This window comes from Hydrogenoanaerobacterium sp., from assembly GCF_032017025.1.
In the GTDB taxonomy this organism is placed as follows: Bacteria; Bacillota; Clostridia; order Oscillospirales; family Ruminococcaceae; genus Hydrogenoanaerobacterium.
Genome location: NZ_DALZQO010000012.1, coordinates 82,587 through 85,405 on the forward strand (window position 1 = coordinate 82,587; position 2,819 = coordinate 85,405).

Annotated in this window: 5 protein-coding genes; all 5 read left to right on the plus strand. The window is 43.5% G+C overall.

Features of this window, described 5'->3' with window-relative positions; translation table 11 throughout:
* On the plus strand, positions 1-1,036 hold a 1,036-nt coding region (locus RTV33_RS09075; protein WP_312643601.1), incomplete at its 5' end, for an S-layer homology domain-containing protein.
* Positions 1,037-1,524: 488 nt separating this feature from the next.
* Positions 1,525-1,629 (plus strand): hypothetical protein, encoded by a 105-nt coding sequence (locus tag RTV33_RS15680; protein ID WP_396327242.1) that lies wholly within the window; start codon positions 1,525-1,527, stop codon positions 1,627-1,629.
* Between the two features lie 118 nt (positions 1,630-1,747).
* Entirely contained in the window at positions 1,748-2,176 is a 429-nt protein-coding gene (locus RTV33_RS09085; RefSeq protein WP_312643604.1) for a hypothetical protein, read from the plus strand.
* A gap of 164 nt (positions 2,177-2,340) precedes the next feature.
* The gene (locus RTV33_RS09090) at positions 2,341-2,583 is read left to right on the plus strand and encodes a DUF6809 family protein (protein ID WP_312643605.1); all 243 of its coding nucleotides are present in this window, start codon (positions 2,341-2,343) and stop codon (positions 2,581-2,583) included.
* A gap of 82 nt (positions 2,584-2,665) precedes the next feature.
* Entirely contained in the window at positions 2,666-2,773 is a 108-nt protein-coding gene (locus RTV33_RS09095; protein WP_396327241.1) for a conjugal transfer protein TrbL family protein, read from the plus strand.
* Positions 2,774-2,819: the final 46 nt, after the last annotated feature.

Below are 2,819 nucleotides of genomic sequence, written 5' to 3' on the forward strand. Positions count from 1 at the left end.
ATCGGTTACCATTCCCTACACCCTTGGTATAAATGAAAACGCCGGAAATATACAGGCGGTCTATGTAAATGCCAACGGTAAGGTGCAGTGGCTAATCAATTCTGTTTATGACAGTGCGAATGGGGTACTGCGTTTTAGCACCAACCATTTCTCCACCTACGGCGTGGGCTACAAGCAGGATGTGCCAAGCTTCGCCGACATCGGCACCCACTGGGCCAAGGAGGATATTGCCTTTGTTGCAAACCGTGGGCTCTTAAGCGGCACCTCTAAAACCACCTTTAGTCCGAACACTGCTATGACAAGAGGAATGTTTGTCACCGCCCTTGGCAGGTTGGCAAATGCCGATGTAAGCGGCTATGAAAAGAGCAGCTTTACCGATGTAAAATCTGACGCCTATCATATGGGCTACGTTGAGTGGGCAAACAAAAACAACATCGTAAAGGGCATCGGCGATGGGAAATTTGCACCGGATCAAAGTATTACTCGTGAGCAAATGGCGGTTATACTGCAAAGCTATGCTAAAGCAATTGGGTTTACTTTGCCAAAGGTTCATGCGGAAAACACCTTTGCTGACAGCGCTAAAATCGGCGCTTACGCAAAAGATGCTGTAAAGCAGATGCAGATGGCTGGCATTATCAGCGGCAAAAACAGTAATCTCTTTGACCCGCAGGGTACAGCCACAAGAGCCGAGTCGTCTGCAGTGCTTCGCCGATTCGTTAAACTGGCTATTTCCAGTGACACGGCACAGGGCTGGACAATGAATGACTCCGGTAAGTGGATGTACTACGAAAACGGTAAGCCTGTTACAGGAAAGAAGAACATCGCCGGCTCGACCTACACCTTCGACCAGTACGGCGTAACGGCGGATGTGCCAAAAAATCTACGATATACTACCTACACCGTACAAAAGGGCGATAGCTTCTGGCTGATTGCCCACAAGCTGGGCTGTACCATGAGTGAATTGGAGCGGCTTAACAACAAGAGCAGATTTGATTTAATACATCCGGGTGATGTCCTGAGGGTTCCGGAGGAATAACAGTTGCACCAGCAAAAAAGCATTGGAGGGAACCAGACTGGTTCCCCCAATGCTTTTTCCGTATTCAGTTTGCTTTTCTTAAATTGTCTTTATTGGTGGTTGTTATAGAGCTACCTGTTATGTCTTGCAGTGTATAGATAAATAATCGTAGATAGGACGAGTTGATACTTGAACGCAAAAATTCGTTCACCGTCCTTTTGCAAGTATACTCTGGACTATTTTGGGCATATAGTCTTAGCCAATATTCGCTTGCTTTCTTGTTGGTATTGGTAATAGCTTTATAGCTTGCTTTAGGGTATGATTTGCTTGTGAAAAAATAAGAACAGGAGGAGAAAAGACGATGGCAGAAACCAAAAGCCTATGCGCCAAAATCAGCGTAGAGCTACACGACAAGGTTACCCAATGCAAGGACGAAAATGGGCTTACATTGAATGAATATGTGGAGCAGCTTATTACCGAATACTACCAAATGAAAGAGAGGACACCCAATATGGCAACGAGGACATTGGCACTACAAATCAGCGAGGAGCTTATGGAACGAATCAAAAAGCACGTGGACAAAACTCCACACCTTACCCAAAAGGCATTCCTAACGGAAATCATCACCAAGGCACTGGATGAACTGGAGCAGGCAGAAACTACAAATGAATAACAGTAACTACGAGAGGATAAGAAATTGTCCTCTCATTTTTTTTGAAGGAGGAACACAATATGAGCTTTTTTACAGAGGAACTTAAAAAATGCACCGAGGACTTTGAGGGTAGAAAGTGTATTGGCAATGCCATGTATATCCCTCTTGGTGGAAACAATCGGCTAAAAATTTTCTTTACAACCCTTGGCTATGCAGATCATTACGAAGCACTCAGCATTAGTGCGGTTGACAAGAATAACGGAGTTATCGACAAGACCACTATCAAGTTTGCAGATATTTGGGGTAAAAGACAAGTGAGCAACCCGAACTTCAAAGATGGTATTACCCCATATGTTTGGAAATATGGAAATGATGTCAATTGGTATGTGTACACTCCCACCCTTTGTGACATGGAGCTGTTAGCCGAACAAATCAGTGACTATGCTGAGCTGTTTATGGAGCAGAGTATGGAGCTGCAAGAGTTTCCTGCTATGACAATGTCAATGTAAATCTATATACAGAAATTTCGTTGGTATTGGATATAAGAACCTCTACGGTACCCAAAATCAGAGATTTTGACCGTAACGAGAACCTTGTTATTCGCTATGCTCATAATATGCTATACACTACATCTTGTGGTAATGTGTTGTACTTGGAAAGGCAGGTGATGAAAATGCAGAAGAAGAAAATACTCAGCGAGCTGTACAATGGCAATATCGTGCCACAGTCAAGACCTATCCCAAAAGACAGCAAGTATCGAGAAATTCAAATGAAACTCAGTGACTTAGAAGATGCAATTAATCAAAAGCTAGCAAACGGCGAGGAATGCTTTACGACTGGTTTCCGCTTGGGAGCAAGAATGGTACTGGAAATATTCGAAAAAGATGACGAGCTTTTAGACCTAAAAGAGGTTTAACTGCTCGTCATTTTTATACCTAACCAAGGGCGTATCGTGAAAACGGTACGCCCTAAATCTATTTCACAGGGAGGTGATTGTTTTGTTTATATGGGATTTTTTGTTGGGCGATGTTATGGATCAGCTCATTGATTGGGTGTATGGTCAAATGGTTGGCTTTCTCGGCAACTTCTTTTCGCAGATACGATGATGACCTTGTAAGGCAACTCATCGACACCATTAGAGTCATGGAAAAT